Source organism: Priestia koreensis (genome assembly GCF_001274935.1).
GTDB lineage: Bacteria > Bacillota > Bacilli > Bacillales > Bacillaceae_H > Bacillus_AG > Bacillus_AG koreensis.
Window position 1 is genome coordinate 148922 of record NZ_LILC01000019.1, and the last position, 23229, is coordinate 172150.

A 23229-nucleotide genomic window follows, 5' to 3' on the forward strand; every position below is an offset into this window, starting at 1 on the left:
TCTTTGTTCTTCTAGCCAATCGAGATAAAGGTGTGAGTAAATTTGTTAGCAGAGCTATCCATTAAAAATTTCGCGATTATCGATGCATTGACGACTTCCTTTGAAAAAGGTCTGACGGTCTTGACCGGAGAAACAGGTGCTGGGAAATCGATTATTATTGATGCCATTCAGCTTCTTGTTGGCGGAAGAGGTTCCTCAGAATTTGTGCGTCATGGAACAAATCGAGCGGAAATTGAAGGACTATTTCTAATTGGGGAAGATCACCCGTGCTATGAAAAGGCATCAGAGGTTGGAATTGATGTTCAGGATGATATGCTTGTACTTCGTAGAGATATTACGACAAACGGAAAAAGCATTTGCCGCATTAACGGAAAGCTTGTAACGTTAGGCATTTTACGGGAAATTGGACAAACTCTTATTGATATACATGGTCAGCACGAGCATCAGGATTTAATGAATCAAGATCGTCATTTGGCTATGCTTGATCAATATGGAGGAGAGAAAATTACCAAAGCGCTTGAAGAGTATCAGCAGGTATACGAGCGCTACATGGATTTGAAGAAGCAATTAAACAAGCTCTCAGAAAACGAGCAGAAACGAGCCCACCGCTTGGATTTAATTCAATTTCAGCTAGAGGAAATTAAATCAGCAAACTTGCAGCCAAACGAAGACAATGATCTGATGGAAGAACGAATGAAAATTTCAAACTTCGAAAAGATTTATAATGCGCTGAATGATGCTTATAATGCTTTGCATGGAGAACAAAGAGGACTAGACTGGGTCGGTCTTGCCATGGGAAATGCAGAGGATATCCAAGAGCTTGATGATGCCTATGTGGAAATTTCTGAAGCCGTATCGAGTTCTTTTTATCAGCTTGAGGATGCGTCTTTTAAAATTCGTCAGCAGCTTGACATGCTTGAGTACGATCCGAAACGCTTAGATTATATTGAATCACGCATTAGCGAGATTAATCAATTGAAGCGTAAATATGGTCAAAGCGTAGCGGAAATTTTGGAATACGCCGCTACGATCGAAGACGAAATGGATCAAATTGAAAATCGAGACACCCATCTCTCAAACATTCAAGGAGAACTTAAAGCGGTCGCAAAGGATCTATTGGTTGAAGCTAAAAATGTCTCAGCTCTTCGTCACAAGCTAGGTGAAAAGCTAACATCGAGTATTCATCAGGAGCTAAAGGAACTCTACATGGCCAAAACCATCTTTGAAGTGAAATTTACGAAAGTGACGCCGTCTCTTCAAGATATTGAACTAGACGGGGAGCACGTAAAATTCACCAGAAGTGGAATTGATCACGTCGAATTTTATTTATCAACGAATCCAGGGGAGCCGCTGAAACCGCTGGCGAAAATCGCTTCTGGTGGAGAACTGTCCCGGATTATGATCGCGTTAAAAAGCATTTTCTCAAAGCATCAGGGCGTCACGTCGATTATCTTTGATGAAGTGGATACAGGTGTAAGTGGGCGCGTAGCCCAGGCGATTGGGGAGAAAATTTACCGCATCTCGACAGGTTCACAGGTGCTGTGTATTTCCCATTTGCCACAGGTTGCGGCGATGGCAAACACCCACTTATTTATTTCAAAAAAGGTGAAAGACAACCGCACATCTACGGCTGTAGAACCGCTAAGTCAGTCTGAAAAAGTAAAAGAAATCGGACGAATGATTGCCGGTGCTGAAATTACGGATTTAACAAAAGAGCACGCAAAAGAGCTGCTTGATTTAGCAGATCGTTTTAAACATTAAAAAACATGGATCTCGAACTGGAGATCCATGTTTTTTTCGTTTTCACCTGTGGCAAACTACTTTTAGACATAGGAATGATTCGGAACGTTTAAGAAAGAGCATTATACACGTTTCTTTTGAAAATTAAGATGTTTTTTATTGACCGTTCAGTTATAAATGGGGCGCAAGAAGGCTACATTAAAACTGTAGCCAACTAAAAAAATGGTGTGGGCATCGGAAGCGAGGAGAGTGAATGACAGCGTGAAAATTAAATACAGAAAGTTCATAGGAACTATTCTCCTTGTTGCGATGATAGGATTAGGATTTTTTCCGGAACTACGTAATTATATCAACATTCCAACGCAAGTAACGGTCTTTGAACATCAAGAAGCTTCTATTCATACAGCATTACCAGCTACTTCAACTGCTCAAAACGTGTTTAAAAGTGAAACGGCCGATCATCATGAAGTCGTTATCAAAGGGAAAGAAATTGGTGAAGAACCGCTAACATTAGCCGTAGCAGGGATTCCTGTAAAGAAGGTAGATGTGAAGGTGCTCTCAGATTTTAAGGTTATTCCCGGCGGTCAATCAATTGGTGTTAAGCTGAATGCACGTGGTGTGCTTGTAGTAGGATATCACCAGATTGAGGCAAAAGACGGAAAGAAATCTCCTGGTGAAAAGGCAGGTATTCAAGTAGGAGACATGATTACGAAAATTAACGGTACGACGATTGAAAAAATGAGTGATATTACACCGTTTATTCAATCCGCTGGTAAAACAGGAAAACCTCTTGATTTAGAAGTGCTACGTGATAAAGAGCATTTTCAAACAAAGCTTATTCCTGTGAAAGATAAAAACAACTATGCTTATCGAATTGGTCTTTATATTCGTGATTCAGCGGCTGGAATTGGAACGATGACGTTTTATGATCCGAAGTCCAAAAAATACGGAGCGCTTGGTCATGTTATTTCTGACATGGATACAAAAAAGCCGATCGTGGTTGAAGATGGACAAATTGTACGATCAACGGTGACGTCTATCGAAAAAGGGGCACACGGTGTTCCGGGTGAGAAATTAGCGCGCTTTTCTGAGGATCGCCATATCATGGGGAATATTAATCGAAATAGTCCTTTTGGAATCTTTGGCAAACTTCATGATTCGATTGAAAATGGCATCGCAGATAAACCTCTCCCAATTGCTCTATCAAACGAAGTGAAAGAGGGACCTGCTAAAATTTTAACTGTCATTGACAATGACAAAGTGGAAGAGTTTGACGTAGAAGTCATTAGCACCATTCCGCAAAAGTTTCCCGCAACAAAAGGAATGGTCATTAAAATTACAGACCCTGTCCTCTTAAAGAAAACAGGCGGTATCGTCCAAGGAATGAGTGGAAGTCCAATTATTCAAAACGGGAAGGTTATTGGTGCTGTCACACATGTATTCGTAAACGATCCGACTTCTGGATACGGTGTTCATATTGAGTGGATGCTAAATGAGGCAGGAATTAATATTTATAAGGGCGTTCAGAAAAAGGCGAGCTAATCATAGTTCGTCTTTTTTACGCTAAAAACTCCATATCTAAACAATAATAGGTGCAAAGCTCCACTATTTTTGCTTTTTTTTCAAAAAATAAAGGAAAACTTGTTGCATTGTCGAATTGATGATTTAGAATAAATATAGGAATGCTTTGTACCGTTTATGGGGTTTAAGGATTATAAGGGATTGAGGAGGAATCTGTTGTGAAAAAAATTAAAGTATGTTTGGTCGATGACAACAGAGAATTAATTGGGCTATTGGAAGACTATATTTCAGAGCAAGATGATATGGAAGTCATTGGCGTAGCATATAACGGACAGGAATGTTTGCATATGCTGAAAGAAAACGACCCAGACGTACTTATTCTAGATATCATTATGCCACATCTAGATGGATTGGCTGTTTTAAGTCAGTTGCGCGATATGAACAAAGGAACATATCCAAATGTCATTATGTTAACGGCATTCGGTCAAGAAGATGTTACGAAAAAAGCCGTCGATTTAGGCGCATCTTATTTTATTCTAAAGCCATTTGATATGGAAAACTTAGTAAATCACATTCGCCAAGTTAGTGGAAAGTCCTCAGCCGTGTTAAAACGTCCCACTTCATCCTTGAAAAACAATCGAGATCACCGTTCAAATAACTTAGATGCTAATATTACGAGTATTATTCATGAAATTGGAGTGCCAGCGCACATTAAAGGTTATTTATACTTACGTGAAGCCATTTCAATGGTTTACAAGGATATTGAATTATTAGGATCGATTACGAAAGTGCTTTATCCGGATATCGCAAAAAAATATAACACGACAGCAAGCCGCGTTGAGCGCGCTATTCGTCATGCCATTGAAGTAGCTTGGAGCAGAGGAAACATTGATTCAATTTCTTCGCTATTCGGATACACCGTCAGCATGACCAAAGCGAAGCCAACGAACAGCGAATTCATTGCGATGGTAGCAGATAAGCTACGCCTTGAACACAAAGTTAGCTGAGACCGTTAGACCTCTTCATACGACAGGGGTTTAGCTTACTGACATTTACCCAATGTACGTTTATCAACAAACATGTTTTTTAGACCGACAAACTTTTTTTATGTTCGATAAAAAAGACATCCTCTTTTATTGGTAGATCATTTACCAGTAAAAGAAGGTGTCTTTTTTTTGTTACTTTTCTTCTTTATCTAATTCAGCAAGCTTTTGAATTAAAATGTGCTGTGGCATATGCATAAGCTGTTCAAGCGGAATATTAAGCTTTTCGGCAAGCTTTACAGCTGTTTCAGGTGAAATTTGTAGCGGACGCATTCATAACCAGCTCCTTTTTTATGTAAAATGTATGTGTAAGTATAGCAAAATTACGCTCATTTTTGAATTGAATTTTAGAATTGGGTATAGTGTATAAAAGGAGTTGATACAGATGGAGATTTATGGACATCGAGGTTCTGCAGGAACACATCCTGAAAATACAATGATTTCGTTTCAAGAAGCGGCGCGTGTAGGCGCAATTGGCATTGAGTTAGATGTTCACATGTCAAAGGACGGTGAACTGATGGTGATACATGATGAAAAGGTAGATCGCACGACGGGACAGAAAGGCTACATAAAAGACATGACGTACGCACAAATCCGAAAATTAGATGCGAGTTATAAATTTAAAAAGAAATACGGAGCGTGTCCGATCCCGTCTCTTGCCGAAGTGCTTGAATGGATCGCAACCACACCGCTTCTCGTCAATATTGAATTGAAAAACAATGTGTTTGAATATCGAAATTTGGAGCTTGTCGTTCTGAATATGCTTTACCATTATGGGCTAAAAGATCGCGTCATATTATCTTCGTTCAATCATAATAGCCTTGTGCGGGCGAAGAGCTTTGACTCGACGATTCCAACGGCTATTTTGTATTCATATCAGCTGTTTGAGCCGTGGACGTATGCGCAAAGTGTAGGAGCGGATGCGCTTCATCCTAATTTCCGCACGCTAAATGACGTGATTGTGTCAGCGGCACAGCACGATCGTCTCGCCGTTCGCCCGTATACGGTAAATAATGCGGACAAAGCGACGGAGCTGTTTCAAATGGGCTGTGACGCGATCATCACCGATTACCCAGAAAAAATGAGGGCGTTGTTTTCTTAAGATGCTTCACAATCTGAAAAAAATCATAATCTCGATTCCGTGTCTATTCATTTGGAATCGAGATTATTTTTTTGAAATCGCTGCTGTACTTTATTTCTTTTTCTGTCACGGTGAAGGATAAAGCCAGCGACGAATCCTAATCCACCTAAAAAAAGAACAAGTCCCATTGAGAACTGAAGGAATAAAGAATGAAAGGGTGGCTGAAGGATGCCAAAGAACATATCCCTCATTAATTTAATGCCGTATCCCGCCAGAAAACCAGGAATAAGTAAAATAAGTAACGCAATGATACGTATCATGGAAAAATCCTCTCATAAAAGATTACTTATCTGAATCATATAAAAATACAGAAAATTGTCAAGAGGGATTTGAAAACGCTATTATAGAGGTATGCAAAGAATTGCACATTTTTTAGCGGATAATGAAACAAGAACATAAAGAACATACAAGGTGGATGATGTATGCAAAACGTATTAATTGTTGGAGCGGGAAAAGGTGGACGAGCCATTTTACAAATGGTTATCGCAAGCGACATGCTACGAGTAATTGGAATGGTCGATATTAACCAGAATGCATTGGGGATGGAGGAGGCAAAAAAATTAGGGCTGATGACGTCCTCCTCATGGGAACAATTTAAGGATGCTTCCATTGATATTATTATTGATGCCACAGGAGATGAAGAGGTATATGAAGAGCTAAAAAATGTTTGGCGAAATCGTCATACGGTCGTAATTCCAGGTTCGGTTGCGCATATCATATCAGAGCTAATGGAGGAAAAAGAAGAGCTTGTATTCAAATGGAAAACAGAATCCTACAAGCATGATTTGATTTTTAATACGGCTCATGACGGTATGATTGTCATTGATAATGAGGAACGAATTACGTTATTTAATAAAAGCGCAGAAAAAATTACGGGATTTAAGCGAGAAGATGTGCTAGGTCATCCTGTGTTAGAGGTTATTCCAGCCAGTCATCTTCCTTACATACTGCAAACGAAAAAAGTAGAGCGAAACCATGAGTTTACGTTTGAGAACGGAAAAAAAATCATCACAACGCGTATTCCAATCTTAAATGATCAGGGGGAACTGTTTGGAGCTTTTGCGCTCTTTAAAGACATTACAGAAGTTGTCGATTTAGCGAAGGAAGTAACCAATTTAAAAGAAATTCAAACGATGCTCGAGGCGATTATTCAATCATCGGAAGAAGCAATTTCAGTCGTAGATGAGGATGGAACGGGGTTGCTGATTAATCCAGCTTATACGAGGCTGACAGGACTAAAAGAAGAGGACGTGCTTGGAAAGCCGGCTACCGCTGATATTTCTGAAGGAGAAAGCATGCATATGAAAGTGCTCCAAACGAGACGTCCGGTGCGTAGCGTACGGATGAAGGTTGGGGCTCATAAAAAAGATGTGCTTGTGAACGTAGCACCTGTTATTGTCGACGGCAAATTAAAAGGAAGCGTTGGGGTCATTCATGACGTGTCCGAGATTAAGCAGCTAACAAATGAATTAAATCGTGCAAGGCAAATTATTCGCACCTTAGAAGCTAAATATTCATTTGATGATATTATAGGCAGTTCAGAAGAATTTAAGCTAGCGATTGAGCAAGCAAAGCTCGCGGCCAAAACGCCTGCGACCGTTTTATTACGCGGTGAATCCGGGACAGGAAAAGAACTTTTTGCCCATGCCATCCATAATGCAAGTGATCGAAAATACAACAAGTTCATTCGTGTGAACTGTGCGGCAATCTCAGAAACGCTTCTTGAAAGCGAAATGTTCGGGTATGAAGAGGGCGCTTTTTCAGGCGCAAAGCGAGGCGGTAAAAGAGGATTGTTTGAAGAAGCGAATAACGGAAGTATTTTTTTAGATGAAATTGGCGAACTGTCTGCTCAAATGCAGGCAAAGCTTCTTCGGGTGCTCCAAGAAAAAGAAATTGTGCGAGTAGGAGGCACAAAAGCTGTTCCAATCAATGTCCGAGTAATTGCGGCAACAAATGTTCATTTGGAAAAAGGGATAGCAAACGGAAAAATTCGAGAAGATTTGTATTACCGGTTGAATAAAATTCCGATTCACATTACTCCTCTCAGACAACGAAAAGAAGACATTGAATTGCTTTCACAGCATTTAATTCAAAAAATCAATCAAGATTATGGGCGGAACGTGGAGGGACTTACGCCTGCGGCATTGGTCTATTTGAAACAGTATGAATGGCCAGGAAACGTTCGTGAACTTGAGAATATTTTGGGGCGTGCGGTTATTTATATGCACTACAATGAGCAGTTCATTGATGTTCATCATATTCCAGAGCTACAGTCCGTGTCTGAGCCTAAAAAGACGGTTCTTGCTCCAGTTGTAGGCAGTAATCATGAGGAAACGTTAAATGATCTTGTGGAGGTTTACGAAGCGCAGGTAATGAAACAAGTGCTTGAAAAATACAACTACAACAAAACCAAAACAGCAAAGCAGCTAGGAATTTCAGTGCGGACTCTTTACTACAAGATGGAAAAGTATAATCTTGCAAAAAATAGCGTGCAATAGATGGCGCACTATGCAAATAATTGCGCATATACCTATTTTTTATGTATAATTTATGAGGGTGCATGTTTTCCACAAGTAGTCTGCGCCTTACGAAGTACGTTTTTTTGTGCGGATGATAAAAGTTGGCACGATTCTTGCAAGATATAAAAACGGACAGAAAAGTGAGGTAGATAAGATGAAGAATTTCGAGCAGGTACTTGAAAAAACAGCAAACATGCCCTCTTTAACTGTTGCTGTTGCAGTAGCAGAGGATCCAGAAGTAATTGAATCCGTGCGATTAGCCATCTCCAAAAACCTAGCACAATTTATTTTATTTGGGGATGAGGACAAAATAAAAAGCATGATGGTTGACCATTCATTGAAATCAGCCAGTGAAGTAAAAGTGATCAATGCCGGGAATGAACAAACAGCTGCCATGATGGCCGTAAAAGCTGTTCATCAAGGCGAAGCAAATATTGTCATGAAAGGTAATTTACCTACTTCTACAATTTTAAAGGCTGTCCTTAATAAAGAATGGGGTTTACGAACAGGAAACGTGCTTTCACACGTTGCGCTGTTTGAGGTGCCGGGCTATGAACGTCTGATCTATCTGACAGACGCAGCGATGAATATTGCCCCTTCACTTGAGCAAAAAGCACAAATTATTGAAAATGCGGTAGGCGTAGCGAAAAAATTGGGGGTAACGTACCCAAAGGTGGCGGCACTAGCAGCCATCGAAACCGTGAATCCTAACATGCAGGCAACGATCGACGCGGCGGCTTTAGCGACCTTAAACCGTGAAGGAACGATTACAGGGTGTGTCGTAGACGGCCCGCTTGCGCTCGATAACGCTATTTCAATAAAAGCGGCGAAGCATAAAAACATACAAAGCGATGTCGCAGGAGAAGCAGATATTTTAGTTACACCAACAATTGAGGTTGGAAATGCCCTTTACAAATCATTGATGTATTTTGCTGGTGCAAAAGTTGGCGCCGTTATTGCGGGTGCGACTGCGCCAATCATTTTAACATCTCGGGCAGATTCAGCCGAAAGTAAACTACATTCGCTTGCTGTAGCTGCTTTAGTAGCACGAGGCGAATAATTCTGGGAGGAAACGTAAAATGGAAATCTTTAAATATATGGAACAATATGACTATGAGCAATTAGTATTCTGTCAGGACAAACAATCAGGTCTTAAAGCAATTATTGCGATTCATGATACAACGCTAGGGCCAGCGCTAGGCGGTACAAGAATGTGGACGTACGAATCAGAAGAAGCAGCTATTGAAGATGCGCTACGCCTTGCAAAAGGAATGACGTATAAAAATGCTGCAGCTGGTTTGAACTTAGGCGGCGGTAAAACGGTTATTATCGGCGATCCGAAAAAACATAAAAGCGAAGAGCTATTCCGTGCGTTTGGACGCTATATTCAAGGTCTTAACGGGCGCTACATTACAGCTGAGGATGTTGGTACAACAGTAGAAGACATGGATCTTATCTACCAAGAAACGGACTACGTAACAGGAATCTCTCCTGCATTTGGTTCTTCAGGAAACCCATCACCTGTAACAGCATTCGGTGTGTATCAAGGGATGAAAGCAGCAGCAAAGGCAGCGTTCGGAAGTGATTCACTTGAAGGAAAAGTTATTGCGGTTCAAGGTGTCGGAAACGTAGCATATAACTTATGCCGCCACTTACATGAAGAAGGGGCACAGCTAATCGTAACGGACATCAACAAAGAATCTGTGAAACGTGCGGTTGAAGAATTTGGTGCAAAAGCAGTTGAGCCAGATGAAATTTACGGAGTTGAATGTGACATCTATGCTCCTTGTGCCCTTGGTGCAACGATCAATGATCAAACCATTCCACAAATCAAAGCAAAAGTTATCGCAGGAGCGGCTAACAACCAATTAAAAGAATCTCGTCACGGGGATATGATTCACGAGATGGGTATCGTATACGCACCGGACTATGTAATCAATGCAGGTGGAGTAATCAACGTAGCAGATGAGCTTTACGGTTACAACCGTGAGCGTGCACTGAAAAAAGTAGAAGGCATCTACCAAAACATCGAGCGTGTTATTGAGATCGCAAACCGTGATCGCATTGCCACTTATGCAGCGGCAGATCGTTTAGCCGAAGAGCGCATTGAGCGTATGAGAAATTCTCGCAGTCAGTTTTTACAAAATGAACATCACATTTTAAGTCGTCGTCGCTAATCAAAGCGCGATGATACAAGACACCAGAAGAGATGGCTCAAGGGGATGAATCCTTTTTGAGCCATCTGTATCTTAAACATCAAGTAGGAGGATGGAACGTTGCAAGCTCAAGAATATCGCGTGTTAGTTATCAACCCTGGGTCTACCTCCACAAAAATCGGCGTGTTTCATAATGAAACGCTTATTTTTGAAAAGTCAATTCGCTACGATGTCGATGAAATCAATCAATATAAAACGATTAGTGATCAATACGCTTTTCGCAGACAATCTATTTTAGAATCTCTCCATGAAGAGGGGATTAACTTATCGAAAATGAGTGCTGTCTGTGGAAGAGGTGGATTGCTACGCCCTATTCAAGGCGGTACATACAAAGTAAATGAAGCGATGCTCGCTGACTTACGTAAAGGATATGCAGGGCAACATGCTTCAAATTTAGGTGGAATACTGGCTCATGAAATTGCGACAGGGCTTAACATCCCAGCGTTTATCGTAGATCCAGTGGTCGTAGATGAATTAGAAGATATAGCGAGAGTATCAGGATTCCCGTTAATTGAACGAAAAAGTATTTTTCATGCGCTTAATCAAAAGGCGGTCGCTAGACGAGTAGCGAAAGAGCTTGGGAGTACGTACGAAGAGCTCAATCTTATCGTTGTCCATATGGGCGGTGGAATCACCGTTGGGGTGCACAAACATGGCAAGGTCATTGATGTGAATAATGGTCTGCACGGAGACGGTCCGTTTAGTCCTGAGAGAGCAGGAACGGTACCGGCGGGGGACCTCATCAATCTCTGTTTTTCAGGGCGTTATTACCGCGATGAAGTTATGAAAATGCTCGTTGGAAAAGGTGGATTAGCTGGTTATGTCGGTACATCTGATGCGGTGAAGGTGCAGAAGATGATTGAAAAAGGCGATCAGCAAACAAAGCTTGTTTTTGACGCGATGGCTTATCAAGTATCGAAAGAGATTGGAGCAGCAAGCAGCGTCTTATCTGGAAAAGTAGATGGTATTATTTTGACCGGTGGTCTAGCATACTCGCAAAGTTTTACCGAGTTCATTATGAGTCGGGTCAATTGGATTGCTGATGTGATTGTCCATCCAGGCGAGAACGAGCTTCAAGCGTTAACAGAAGGGGCTCTTCGCGTGTTACGTGGCGAAGAGAAAGCGAAAGACTATCCAGGTGCTTAATTAGAAAGGTGTGAAGGTAAAATGTCGACAGAATATGATGTAGTAGTACTCGGCGGAGGAACTGGGGGATATGTAGCGGCTATTCGTGCATCTCAGCTTGGGTTAAAAGTGGCCGTGGTAGAGAAGAACAAGCTTGGTGGTACGTGCCTTCATGCAGGCTGTATTCCAAGTAAAGCCCTTCTTCGTAGTGCCGAAGTATTTGCTTTGGCAAAAAAGTCAGAAGAGTTTGGCGTTACGACTGAGAACGTTCACTTGAACTTTTTAAAAGTGCAAGAGCGCAAGCAAAAGATCGTCGATCAGCTATATCAAGGCGTACAGCATTTGATGAAAAAAGGCAAGGTTGATGTTTATGAAGGAATCGGCCGTATTTTAGGTCCATCTATTTTTTCTCCAATGCCAGGAACGATTTCTGTAGAACAGAATGATGGGTCTGAGAACGAAATGCTCATCCCGAAAAACGTGGTGGTTGCCACAGGATCACGTCCGCGAACGCTTCCGGGGCTAACGGTAGACGGAACGCACATCATTACGTCTGACGAAGCGTTACAAATGAATGAACTGCCATCTTCAATCATGATTATTGGCGGTGGCGTAATCGGAATCGAGTGGGCGTCCATGCTTGCAGATTTCGGAGTAGATGTAACGGTGGTCGAATATAGTGCGCAAATTCTTCCGACAGAGGACAAAGAAATTGCCAAAGAAATGACGAAAATTTTAAAAAGTAAAGGCATTAAAATCGTCACAAGTGCACAAGTGCTTGGAGAAGAAACAAAGATTGAGGAAACGGTTCGTATCCGCGCGAAAGTTGGCGATACTGTAGAAGAGTTTACAGCAGATAAAGTACTTCTTTCAGTAGGTAGACAGGCGAACGTAGAAGGAATTGGTCTTGAAAACACATCAATCGAAGTGAAAAATGGCTTTATTGATACAAATGATTATTATCAAACGAAGGAATCACATATTTATGCGATTGGTGATGTGATCGGCGGTCTTCAGCTTGCTCACGTTGCTTCACATGAAGGAATTGTAGCGGTCGAGCATCTTGCAGACCAACGTCCATTAAAAATTGATTACACGCAAATCTCGAAGTGTATTTATAGTCATCCCGAGATTGCAAGCGTCGGCTTCACAGAGGATCAGGCAAAGGAAAAAGGTTTTGAATTGAAGATCGGCAAATTCCCGTTCAAAGCGGTTGGGAAGGCCCTTGTTCACGGCGAATCAGACGGATTTGTGAAAATTATTGCCGATGCGAAAACGAATGATCTACTTGGCGTACACATGATTGGTCCAGACGTAACGAATATGATCTCAGAAGCAGGTCTTGCGAAACTGTTAGATGCAACGCCTTGGGAAATTGCGCATACGATCCATCCGCATCCAAGTTTGTCAGAGGCAATTGGGGAGGCGGCCTTAGCCGTAGAAGGAAAAGCCATTCACTTTTAATAGTAAAAGGTATGATTGATTAGGAGGGTGTATTAATGACTGAAAACCGCCATGCAGCGTTAGGTTTAAGTGATGAAAAGGTAATGGAAATGTATAAAACGATGCTCTTAGCTCGTAAAATTGACGAGCGTATGTGGCTTCTAAACCGTGCGGGTAAAATTCCGTTTGTTATCTCTTGTCAAGGACAAGAAGCAGCACAGGTTGGAGCGGCTTTTGCGCTTGATAATGAAAAGGACTACGTACTGCCGTATTATCGTGATATGGGCGTGGTGCTTACATTTGGAATGACAGCACAAGACTTGATGCTATCAGGCTTTGCGAAAGCAGAGGATCCAAACTCAGGCGGCCGTCAAATGCCAGGGCATTTCGGCAGTAAGAAAAACCGCATTGTAACTGGTTCTTCACCTGTAACGACTCAAGTACCACACGCAGTAGGTGTAGCTCTAGCAGGGAAAATGGAAGGAAAAGATCTTGTTACGTTCGTAACGTTTGGTGAAGGATCATCAAACCAAGGAGATTTTCATGAAGGAGCAAACTTTGCAGGTGTACACAAACTTCCTGTCATCTTCATGTGTGAAAACAACAAATACGCAATTTCTGTACCGATTGAAAAACAATTAGCGTGTGAGAACGTGTCTGATCGTGCAATCGGTTATGGAATGCCTGGTTACACAGTAGACGGAAATGATCCACTTGAAGTATACAAAGTCGTAAAAGAAGCGGCAGACCGTGCGCGTGAAGGAAAAGGACCAACGCTTGTTGAGACAATTTCATATCGCTTAACACCACATTCAAGTGATGATGACGATCGCAGCTATCGTGAACAGGACGAAGTATCCGAAGCGAAAAAGAAAGATCCAATCGTGACGTTTGGCGCGTATTTACGAGAAGTGGGACTTCTAGATGAAGCGAAGGAACAAGAAATGCTAGATGATATTATGAATACAGTAAACGAAGCAACAGATTATGCAGAAAGTGCACCATATGCTGATCCGGAACATGCGATGAAGCATGTATATGCTGAGTAAGGAGGGACAATTATGCCAGTAATTTCTTATATTGATGCAGTAACAATGGCGATGAGAGAAGAAATGCAACGTGATCCGAAGGTGTTCGTATTAGGAGAAGACGTTGGGAAAAAAGGTGGCGTGTTCAAAGCAACGAACGGCCTTTACGAAATGTTCGGTGAGGAACGTGTCATTGACACACCATTAGCAGAGTCTGCAATTGCAGGGGTAGGTATTGGGGCGGCCATGTACGGAATGCGTCCAATTGCTGAGATGCAGTTTGCTGATTTCATCATGCCAGCGGTCAACCAAATCGTATCTGAAGCAGCCAAAACACGCTATCGTTCCAATAATGATTGGACGTGTCCAATTACGATTCGTGCTCCTTACGGCGGTGGAGTTCATGGTGCGTTGTATCATTCACAATCGGTTGAAGCGATGTTTGCCAACACACCAGGATTAAAAATTGTAATGCCTTCTACTCCTTACGATGTAAAAGGGTTGTTAAAAGCGGCTATTCGTGATGATGATCCGGTCTTATTCTTTGAGCATAAGCGTGCGTATCGCTTAATCAAAGGAGAAGTTCCAGAGGATGACTATGTGCTTCCAATTGGAAAAGCGGATGTCAAACGAGAAGGCGATGACATTACGGTTATTACATACGGCCTTTGCGTTCATTTTGCGCTACAAGCAGCAGAAAAATTAGCAGCGGACGGTATTTCTGCTCACATTTTAGATTTACGTACGGTATATCCACTTGATAAAGAGGCGATTATCGAAGCAGCGTCTAAAACGGGCAAGGTGCTTTTAATCACAGAGGATAACAAAGAAGGAAGTATTATTGGTGAAGTAGCAGCCATCATCAGTGAAAACTGCTTATTTGATCTAGATGCACCGATCAAACGTCTAGCAGGTCCAGACGTACCTGCTATGCCATATGCCCCAACAATGGAAAAACATTTTATGGTGAATCCAGATAAAGTAGAAAAAGCGATGCGAGAACTAGCTGAATTTTAAGGGAGGTCAAACAAATGCCCATCGAAAAAATTACGATGCCACAATTAGGTGAGAGCGTGACAGAAGGAACGATCAGCAAGTGGTTTGTATCTGTTGGAGATAAAGTCAACAAGTACGACCCGATTGCAGAAGTGACAACTGACAAAGTAAATGCTGAAGTACCTTCTTCATTTACAGGAGTGATCAAAGAGCTTGTAGCAAACGAAGACGATACTATTCCAGTTGGTGAAGTCGTGTGCTTAATTGAAGTAGAAGGTGCAGGCGAAAGTGCACCTTCTAAAGAAGCACCAAAAGAAGAACGTGTTCAAGCAGAGGCGCCAGCAGGCGATCAGTCGAACAAAAAACGCTACTCTCCAGCCGTGTTACGTTTGTCTCAAGAGCATGATATTGACCTTGAGCAAGTGAACGGAACAGGAGCAGGTGGACGTATTACGCGCAAGGATCTTCTGAAGCTAATTGAAGGTGGAAACATTCCGTCTGCATCAGCAGCACCTGAAGCACCAAAAGCACCGGAACCAAAAGCAGCACCTTCATCAGCACCAGCTGTGGCTCCTAAGAAAGAAACAGCAGCACCGGCAGTTGACCTTCAACCAGGCGACGTCGAGATTCCTGTTACAGGCGTGCGTAAAGCTATTGCTTCAAACATGCTGCGTAGTAAGCATGAAGCACCTCATGCATGGATGATGGTTGAAGTGGATGCAACAAATTTAGTGGCATACCGCGATCAATTAAAAGCCTCATTTAAGCAAAAAGAAGGCTTTAACTTAACGTATTTTGCGTTCTTCGTAAAAGCTGTTGCTCAGGCGCTCAAAGAATTCCCGGAAATGAATTCAATGTGGGCGGGAGATAAAATTATTCAAAAGAAAGATATTAATATCTCAATTGCCGTTGCAACTGATGATGCACTATTTGTTCCTGTTATTAAGCAGGCGGATGAAAAAACAATTAAAGGCATCGGTCGCGAAGTATCAGAGCTAGCCGTTAAGGTTCGTACAGGTAAGCTTTCAGCAGAAGAAATGAAGGGCGGAACGTTTACCGTAAACAACACGGGATCATTTGGCTCAGTTCAATCAATGGGGATTATTAACTATCCGCAAGCCGCGATTTTACAAGTAGAGTCAATCGTTAAGCGTCCAGTTGTGATGGACAATGGAATGATTGCCGTACGTGACATGGTAAATCTATGTTTATCGCTTGATCATCGCGTACTTGATGGTCTTGTATGCGGGCGTTTCCTTGCTCGTGTAAAAGAAATTGTTGAAAACATTTCAGCGGATAATACGTCCGTTTATTAAAAAGTTCACCGCCTGCTGCCAATCGGTAGTAGGCGGTCCTTTTTATATAATTGATACCAGAAGTGGAATATATTAAGATAAAGAGAGAAGACTGAATTTTAATTTAATAGAGACTACAAAGGGGTACAAAATTCTTTTTGACAGAGGGGAAAAGACATGAACGATAAGGGGAGCACGATCAAGCATTCCGAGCAGTCGATGAGAGAAAAGTGGCTAGAGGAAGTAGAGCGTACGCTGAAGGGGAAACAGGAGCATACACTTCACCAATCCACTGTCGAGAACATTATTTTGAAAACGCTTTATTCTGAGAGTGATACAAATGAGCTAGCGCTCGATCAATATCCGGGACAAGGAGAAAATGTTCGTGGTTACCGTCTGCAATCAGCGAAGCAAGTCGATTGCTGTCAGCCTGTTTCACACCCAAACCCGGTAGAGAGCAACAAACAGTTAAGAAGCTTTCTCAAGCAGGGACAAAATGTCATTGCGTTCACGCCACATTCCCTCGTAACGTTAGGTAAGAGTGAAAAAGAAAATCTGACAGACGGGGTGTCCATTCTTTCAATAGAAGACGTGGCAAACTTGTTGCATGGTATCGATTTATCCGAGCGACCATTCTTCGTTTATGCAGGTCTATCAGCAACACCGCTTATTAATCTGATTGCAGCCTACTGTGAGCGAGAAAACGATGATCTTAAGAAGTTAAAGGGAATTATTGCAATGGACCCAATCGGTGCGTTCGTTGAGGTGGGCGAAAGTTCCTTACCTTTGACGGATATATATAACCAATGGCATCAGCTCATTCAATGGCAGGAGGCTTCAGGAATTGAGCTAAAAACGATGATGATTCGAAGTCAGCCTTATCACGCCGCAGGAGCAACGATCGTTCAAGAGCTCGCTTATGCGCTTGCAACTGCTGCCGATTATGTCCATGAAGGAAGAACAAGAGGGATCAGCCTCGATCAAATTGGGAAGCAGCTTGTCTGTTCGTTTTCAGTTGGATCAGAGACGTTTATGGAAATGGCAAAGCTTCGTGCTTTTCGCTCCTTGTTTACGAGAATGATGGCAAGCTTTGATGAAAACTATGAACCTGCCATTTATCTTCATGGAGAGACGTCTGCACAGACGAAAACAAGCTATGATGCGTACAACAATATGCTACGTGTCACAACGGAGGCATTCTCTGCTCTCGTTGGTGGAGTCGATGGTCTAACGATATTGCCATTTGATCAACGCTTTTCAAAGGGAACAGATTTTTCATTTCGAATGGCTCGTAATACGCTGTTCATTTTAGAACAGGAATCTTATTTAACGAAAGTAACAGATCCTGCAGGTGGATCTTATTACGTTGAATTCATGACGCAATCACTCATTGATGAAGCATGGAATCTCTTTTTAACCATTGAGGAAAATGGAGGCATGACGTCATCCATTAAAAGCGGATTGATTCACAAGCAAATCGAAGAAGCGGTGGCAAAAAGAGGTGCCAAACCGCCAGTCGCGGTAGGTGTCACTCACTATGTCAATACGATGGATCGCTTAAAAGATGCTTCGTATTCAGACATTGTGCAGTTTGGTGAGGAGCAAGAGAATCGCTTAAACGCTTACGCATCCACAGAAACGCATACGTCAGCATCAATAGCAGAATGGATAGAAGCGTATAAGGCAGGAGCGTTTATTACGGAACAGATGAAATCAACTGAAACGGGAGAACGGGTGGCTCCGCTACCAAAGTTCCAGCCGATCGCTGAACTCGAAGATTTGCGAACACAATTTGTACGTCTAGAGGACGTCTCGTTCTCGGTTATCGTGTTAGGAGATACGAAGGAAGCGTATAGAGAAGGAGATCGAACAAAGAATTTCGTGCAAATGACGGGTCTGCCTGTTACGGTAAGTCCGCTGTGTTTATCTGTTGAAGAAGCTCTACTATGGATGGAGACGCATGATAAAGCTGTGATCATTTTATGTGGGGAACACGATCTTAAAAAAACGTTGAATCAGCGCCTTCTTGAAAGCAGCCCACAGCGTGTTGTAATAGAGACAGAGGAAGTGGACGAACGTCCATTTATCAACGTTAGAGGGAAACAGCTCGAGCAATTGCAAAAGCTATTCACCCTTTTGGAGGTGGCCAAACATGTATAAACGACCGACTTTTTCAAGCAATGCTTCTTCTACAAAAGCACCATCTTCACCTGTAAAAGCGGAAGCTGTTTTTCAGACAAACGAAAACATTACGCTTCAGTCTTTCTATACAAAAGAAGATTGTCAGGATGTGAATTTTCTTCCTTCTTTTCCAGGGCTTGCACCGTTTTTACGAGGACCCTATGCGACGATGTATGTGAATCGACCGTGGACGATCAGACAATACGCAGGCTATTCGACAGCAGAAGAAAGCAACGCCTTTTACCGTCGTAATTTAGCAGCGGGTCAAAAAGGTCTTTCCATCGCATTTGATTTGGCTACACACCGAGGCTACGATTCTGATCACCCGCGTGTCGTTGGAGACGTTGGGAAGGCGGGAGTAGCAGTAGATTCTATTCTAGATATGAACGTACTATTTGACGGTATTCCGCTTGATCAAATGTCCGTATCAATGACGATGAACGGGGCTGTATTGCCGATTATGGCTTTTTATATCGTTGCAGCGGAAGAACAAGGTGTTTCACTGGAGAAGCTATCAGGAACGATTCAAAATGATATTTTAAAAGAATACATGGTTCGTAATACGTATATTTATCCTCCTGAGACGTCCATGCGTATCATTGCCGATATTTTTGCATTTACGTCTCAGCACATGCCGAAATTTAATAGCATTAGTATTTCTGGCTATCATATGCAAGAAGCGGGAGCACCTGCTGATCTTGAGCTTGCTTATACGCTTGCAGATGGATTGGAATACGTGCGAACGGGGTTAAAAGCGGGAATTGATATTGATTCCTTTGCGCCGAGGCTTTCGTTTTTCTGGGCGATTGGCATGAATTATTTTATGGAAGTCGCCAAAATGAGAGCGGCACGAGTACTGTGGTCACGAATGATCGAGCCGTTCGGGCCTAAAAATTCAAAATCACTGGCGCTTCGTACACATTCACAAACATCGGGATGGAGCTTAACGGAGCAAGATCCATATAACAACGTCGTTCGAACGTGCGTAGAGGCACTAGCTGCTACGATGGGACATACGCAATCTCTTCATACGAATGCACTTGATGAAGCCATAGCACTGCCGACGGACTTTTCAGCGCGTATTGCGCGAAATACACAGCTCTATTTGCAAAATGAAACGGGGATTTGTAGCGTGATTGACCCTTGGGGTGGATCGTATTACGTGGAATCTCTCACGCAATCGCTAATTGAGCGCGCAGAAGAGCATTTGAAGGAAATTGAAGAGCTTGGTGGAATGGCAAAAGCGATTGAAACAGGTCTTCCGAAAATGCGAATCGAAGAAGCTGCGGCGAGACGTCAGGCAAAAATCGATTCTGGAGCGGAAACCATTATCGGAGTTAATAAATATCGTCAGGAGTCCACTGAACCACTTGAGATTTTGGACATTGACAATACGTCCGTAAGGTTAAAGCAAATTGAGCGTCTTGAAGAGCTTCGTCGTACACGCGATGAAGGGAACGTACAGCGGGCGCTAGATGCCATTACAAAAGCAACGGAAACAGGAGAAGGAAATCTACTTGCTTTAGCGGTTGAAGCGGCAAGATACCGTGCCTCACTTGGTGAAATTTCAGATGCGGTCGAAAAAGTGGCGAAACGCCATAAAGCGACAATTCGCTCCATTAGCGGCGTCTACAGCCAAGAGTTCGCGCAAAAAGAGCAAATTGAGCACGTTCGCTCTCTTACGGAAGATTTCTTAGAGGAAGAAGGAAGACGACCTCGTATACTAGTTGCAAAAATGGGTCAGGATGGTCATGACCGAGGTGCTAAAGTCATTGCGACTGCTTTTGCCGACTTGGGGTTTGACGTTGATATCGGTCCACTTTTCCAAACACCGGAAGAGACCGCACTGCAAGCGGTTGAAAATGACGTGCACGTCGTAGGATTCAGCTCGCTAGCTGCTGGGCATAAAACACTCCTGCCAAAGCTTGTTGAAGAGCTTAAAAAGCATGGACGAGAGGACATTGTAGTTATTTTAGGAGGCGTTATTCCTCATAAAGACTATGAGTTTTTGTATGAGAACGGTGCATCAGCGGTATTTGGTCCTGGAACAGTCATTCCGAATGCGGCAGAAAAGGTAGTAGAAGAAATAAAAAAACGATTAAATGACGAGACGGAGCAAGACGATGAAGCGTCGCCACTCGACTAATCAGTATGTAGAAGGCGTGAAGGAAGGAAGTCGTGCTTGGCTTGCAAAGACCATTACGCTGATTGAAAGCAATGCCGCAAAGCATAAGGATCAAGCCCAGGAAGTGTTAAAGGAGCTTTATTCCTCAACAGGTGCCGCTATTCGCGTTGGGATTACAGGAGTCCCGGGAGCAGGGAAAAGCACGTTTATTGAAAAGTTTGGTTTGTATCTATGTGAGCAAGGATATAAAGTAGCGGTTCTGGCCATTGATCCGAGTAGCTCTGTGACAGGAGGCAGTATTTTAGGGGATAAGACAAGGATGGAAGAGTTATCAAAGCATCCGAGAGCATTTATACGCCCGTCTCCATCACAAGGAACGCTAGGAGGAGTACACCGAAAAACGCGGGAAACGATGCTGCTATGTGAAGCAGGCGGGTACGATGTCATCATCATTGAAACCGTAGGAGTCGGTCAAAGCGAATTTTTAGTGAAGGATATGGTGGATTTCTTTTTCCTGCTTACGTTAACAGGAGCAGGAGACGAGCTTCAAGGAATGAAAAAAGGCATTATGGAGCTTGTCCAGCTGATCTGCATTAACAAAGCGGACGGAGATAATCGGGAGCGGGCCAGAATTGCGAAGGGAGAACTAGAAACGCTTCTTCACGTGTTAGCACCGAATGATCAGGAATGGGCGACGAAGGTGATGACATGCTCAGCTCTTTACGAGGAGCAGGTTGCAGACGTATGGAGCGTGATTCAGCAGTACGTGTTGCATATGAAAAGCATCGGCCGTTTTGAGCAAAAGCGAAGCGAGCAGTTAAAACAGTGGGTCCGCACGCTGATTAATGACCAGCTTCTTGCTTCCTTTTATCAGCATCCCGTCTCTAAGGCTTCGCTCGCTCATACAGAGAAGGAGCTAACAGCAGGGAATGTGACGGTGGCTGAGGCATTAGAAGACTTGATAGGACAGTACGAAGCGAATATTGTGCTAAAATATAAAAAAGAAGGATTATGATCACATAATCCTTCCATCTAGGGAGTTTAGGGGTATGGTTCTAGATGTATTGATAGTATGACCGTAAGCATTTTCCTTTAAACATTTTCATTTGAAAAGAAAACCTAACAAATGTATCATTAAGCTACGGTATGAGAAGGAGGCAAAAAACATGGGCTTTAACTTAGATTTTAATTTGTTCATGAATGATGTAGTTAAACAAGCGCGCCAAGAAATTACGGCAGCAGGATATACAGAACTAACAACGGCTACAGATGTAGAAGATGCGTTTGCACAAAAAGGTACAACACTTGTAATGGTGAACTCTGTGTGCGGATGTGCGGGAGGCATTGCTCGTCCAGCAGCATCACACGCGATTCATTATGATAAACGTCCAGATCAGCTTGTAACGGTATTTGCTGGTCAGGATAAAGAAGCGACAGCACGTGCGCGTGAATTTTTTGAAGGCTACCCACCGTCTTCACCATCTTTTGCTCTATTAAAAGATGGGAAAATCATTACGATGGTTGAACGTCATGAAATTGAAGGACACGATCCAATGGCTGTTGTATCCAAACTACAGTCTGCATTTGACGCACACTGTGAAGAAGTGTAATTAAAAAGAGAAAAAAGACGAGAGGCTTTAATGTCTCTCGTCTTTTTTTATGCTTATTTATACAAAGAATATGTATAAAATAATAGAGGATTAAAGAAGAAAAAGAATTTTAAAATAGTAATTAAAACATTGTTAAACAGTGATTTAAAAGAAGTTTTTCTGAGATAACATTAAATGATAACAAAAAACAATAAATTTATATTCAAAAAATATATTGCATATTTATTTAAATCTGTTAAAATACATTTTATTGAATAGATATAAATTCACGTTGCTACTTCCGACAAAGGAAGGTGGCTCGTGAAGGTTCAAGAGTCGGGAGAAGAAGGGATTCTTCTTGTGTACATAGACCGACTGATTACGTTGCGTTTTCGTCACGTGTCATCGTGATGACTATATTTTGGTATATTAATAGGTTTATACAATATTGAGGGGGACATAAAATGAAAAAGTGGTTATCGCTTGCAGTAGTGAGCATGTTAGTAGTGGGAATTCTTGCAGCATGTGGAACAAAAGATGAAAAAACGTCAGGAGACGGAAAAAAGGTCCTAACGATGGGGACATCAGCAGATTACAAGCCGTTTGAATACGTTGATACAAAAAATGGAGAAGATCCAATCGGATTTGATATTGATTTAGCGAATGCAATCGCGAAAAAGCTAGGCTATAAAGTAGAAGTGCAAGATATGGATTTCGGCGGATTAATTCCAGCTATTCAAGCAGATCAAGTTGATTTTGTTATGGCAGGAATGACACCAACTGAAAAGCGTAAAAAGAACGTTGATTTCACAGACGTTTATTACACAGCAAAAGATGTAATCATTACACCAAAAAACAGTGGAATTAAATCCGTGGATGATTTAAAAGGAAAAACCATTGGCGTACAAGCTTCTTCTATTCAAGAAGACAAAGCAAAAGAGTTAAACAAAACAACGAAGTTCAAAATTGAAAACCGCAACCGTATTCCAGATATTATTCAAGAAATTAAGTCAGATCGTTTTGACGCAGCGATTATTGAAGATACAGTAGCGAAGGGCTATTTAGATAAAGAAAAAGATTTAACAGGTATTGTCATCAGTGATGATAAAGAAGATGAAGCAGGATCTGCAATTGCATTTCCAAAAGACAGTAAGTTAACAAAAGACTTTAACCGCGTGCTAAATGAAATGAAAGAAAACGGTGAGCTAGATAAGCTAATCGTAAAATGGTTTGGCGGAGATCAATAAGTAGTAAGAAGAGGGGAAGG

The 23229-nt window shown here is 42.1% G+C and carries 19 protein-coding genes; 17 read left to right on the forward strand and 2 right to left on the reverse strand.

Annotation, left to right across the window (positions count from 1 at the left end):
- The first annotated feature begins 42 nt into the window (after nt 1-42).
- From recN to spo0A, 3 genes are all read left to right on the forward strand, one after another.
- Nucleotides 43-1761, forward strand: a complete 1719-nt coding sequence (gene recN, locus AMD01_RS14705; RefSeq protein WP_053402181.1) for a DNA repair protein RecN — start codon at nt 43-45, stop codon at nt 1759-1761.
- Between the two features lie 201 nt (nt 1762-1962).
- Nucleotides 1963-3282, forward strand: coding sequence for a SpoIVB peptidase (gene spoIVB, locus AMD01_RS14710; protein ID WP_053402182.1), 1320 nt, complete (start codon nt 1963-1965; stop codon nt 3280-3282).
- 197 nt (nt 3283-3479) lie between these two features.
- The gene (gene spo0A, locus AMD01_RS14715) at nt 3480-4268 is read left to right on the forward strand and encodes a sporulation transcription factor Spo0A (RefSeq protein ID WP_053402183.1); all 789 of its coding nucleotides are present in this window, start codon (nt 3480-3482) and stop codon (nt 4266-4268) included.
- Between the two features lie 171 nt (nt 4269-4439).
- Here spo0A and AMD01_RS23570 read toward each other — a convergent pair whose 3' ends face one another.
- Entirely contained in the window at nt 4440-4577 is a 138-nt protein-coding gene (locus tag AMD01_RS23570) for a YycC family protein (protein ID WP_083446562.1), read from the reverse strand.
- Between the two features lie 112 nt (nt 4578-4689).
- On the opposite strand from AMD01_RS23570, the gene AMD01_RS14720 reads away from it, so the two are divergent.
- Nucleotides 4690-5406, forward strand: a complete 717-nt coding sequence (locus tag AMD01_RS14720) for a glycerophosphodiester phosphodiesterase (protein WP_053402184.1) — start codon at nt 4690-4692, stop codon at nt 5404-5406.
- A gap of 47 nt (nt 5407-5453) precedes the next feature.
- Here AMD01_RS14720 and AMD01_RS14725 read toward each other — a convergent pair whose 3' ends face one another.
- Entirely contained in the window at nt 5454-5705 is a 252-nt protein-coding gene (locus tag AMD01_RS14725) for a DUF2627 domain-containing protein (protein ID WP_053402185.1), read from the reverse strand.
- 162 nt (nt 5706-5867) lie between these two features.
- On the opposite strand from AMD01_RS14725, the gene AMD01_RS14730 reads away from it, so the two are divergent.
- From AMD01_RS14730 to AMD01_RS14790, 13 genes are all read left to right on the forward strand, one after another.
- The gene (locus AMD01_RS14730; RefSeq protein ID WP_053402186.1) at nt 5868-7943 is read left to right on the forward strand and encodes a sigma-54-dependent Fis family transcriptional regulator; all 2076 of its coding nucleotides are present in this window, start codon (nt 5868-5870) and stop codon (nt 7941-7943) included.
- A gap of 175 nt (nt 7944-8118) precedes the next feature.
- Nucleotides 8119-9024, forward strand: coding sequence for a phosphate butyryltransferase (gene yqiS / locus AMD01_RS14735; RefSeq protein ID WP_053402187.1), 906 nt, complete (start codon nt 8119-8121; stop codon nt 9022-9024).
- Nucleotides 9025-9043: 19 nt separating this feature from the next.
- Complete coding sequence (bcd, locus tag AMD01_RS14740) at nt 9044-10141, forward strand: branched-chain amino acid dehydrogenase (protein ID WP_053402188.1); 1098 nt, start codon at nt 9044-9046, stop codon at nt 10139-10141.
- 99 nt (nt 10142-10240) lie between these two features.
- Nucleotides 10241-11326, forward strand: coding sequence for a butyrate kinase (gene buk, locus AMD01_RS14745; RefSeq protein ID WP_053402189.1), 1086 nt, complete (start codon nt 10241-10243; stop codon nt 11324-11326).
- Between the two features lie 21 nt (nt 11327-11347).
- Nucleotides 11348-12769: a dihydrolipoyl dehydrogenase gene (lpdA, locus tag AMD01_RS14750; protein WP_053402190.1), complete on the forward strand. Its 1422-nt coding sequence runs from the start codon at nt 11348-11350 to the stop codon at nt 12767-12769.
- 35 nt (nt 12770-12804) lie between these two features.
- Nucleotides 12805-13797 (forward strand): thiamine pyrophosphate-dependent dehydrogenase E1 component subunit alpha, encoded by a 993-nt coding sequence (locus AMD01_RS14755; protein ID WP_053402191.1) that lies wholly within the window; start codon nt 12805-12807, stop codon nt 13795-13797.
- A gap of 12 nt (nt 13798-13809) precedes the next feature.
- Nucleotides 13810-14793: an alpha-ketoacid dehydrogenase subunit beta gene (locus AMD01_RS14760; RefSeq protein ID WP_053402192.1), complete on the forward strand. Its 984-nt coding sequence runs from the start codon at nt 13810-13812 to the stop codon at nt 14791-14793.
- Nucleotides 14794-14807: 14 nt separating this feature from the next.
- Entirely contained in the window at nt 14808-16088 is a 1281-nt protein-coding gene (locus tag AMD01_RS14765; protein ID WP_053402193.1) for a dihydrolipoamide acetyltransferase family protein, read from the forward strand.
- A gap of 156 nt (nt 16089-16244) precedes the next feature.
- Nucleotides 16245-18227, forward strand: a complete 1983-nt coding sequence (locus AMD01_RS14770) for a methylmalonyl-CoA mutase family protein (RefSeq protein ID WP_053402194.1) — start codon at nt 16245-16247, stop codon at nt 18225-18227.
- Entirely contained in the window at nt 18220-20394 is a 2175-nt protein-coding gene (scpA, locus tag AMD01_RS14775) for a methylmalonyl-CoA mutase (protein WP_053402195.1), read from the forward strand. Before AMD01_RS14770 ends, scpA begins: the two co-directional genes overlap by 8 nt.
- Entirely contained in the window at nt 20351-21388 is a 1038-nt protein-coding gene (meaB, locus tag AMD01_RS14780; protein ID WP_083446564.1) for a methylmalonyl Co-A mutase-associated GTPase MeaB, read from the forward strand. The genes scpA and meaB overlap by 44 nt, the downstream gene beginning before the upstream one ends.
- 151 nt (nt 21389-21539) lie before the next feature.
- Complete coding sequence (locus tag AMD01_RS14785) at nt 21540-21983, forward strand: BrxA/BrxB family bacilliredoxin (protein WP_053402197.1); 444 nt, start codon at nt 21540-21542, stop codon at nt 21981-21983.
- Nucleotides 21984-22426: 443 nt separating this feature from the next.
- Complete coding sequence (locus tag AMD01_RS14790) at nt 22427-23209, forward strand: transporter substrate-binding domain-containing protein (RefSeq protein WP_053402198.1); 783 nt, start codon at nt 22427-22429, stop codon at nt 23207-23209.
- Nucleotides 23210-23229 lie beyond the last annotated feature (20 nt).